The following is a 271-nucleotide window of genomic DNA, read 5'->3' as shown; positions in this document are numbered from 1 at the left end:
CTCACCACCCTCAGCAACCTCACCCACAACCTCATCCACCACACCGACAACGACAAAAACCCCGACCTCCGCCTCACCGCCCTACGCCACCACATCAACTGCACCAACCACACCCCCACCCTCCACAACTGGCTCGACCACAACACCATCCCCGGCGGCCCCCACCTCGACCCCGAACTCCGCTGGCACATCCTCCACCGCCTCGCCACCCTCGGCGCCACCGACGAAACCACCATCACCACCGAACTCNCACGCGACCCCAGCGCCACCG

1 pseudogene is annotated in these 271 nt (G+C 66.3%); it reads left to right on the top strand.

The features are described 5' to 3' along the window. Positions 1–249 (top strand): annotated as a pseudogene (locus MW084_RS24515) (aminopeptidase N); the annotation flags it as partial. Between the last annotated feature and the right edge of the window lie 22 nt (positions 250–271).

The sequence above is a fragment of the Streptomyces sudanensis genome (assembly GCF_023614315.1).
In the GTDB taxonomy this organism is placed as follows: domain Bacteria; phylum Actinomycetota; class Actinomycetes; order Streptomycetales; family Streptomycetaceae; genus Streptomyces; species Streptomyces sudanensis.
The sequence above is the reverse complement of the archived record's forward strand: the minus strand, read 5'-3'. Positions and strand labels throughout refer to the sequence as shown.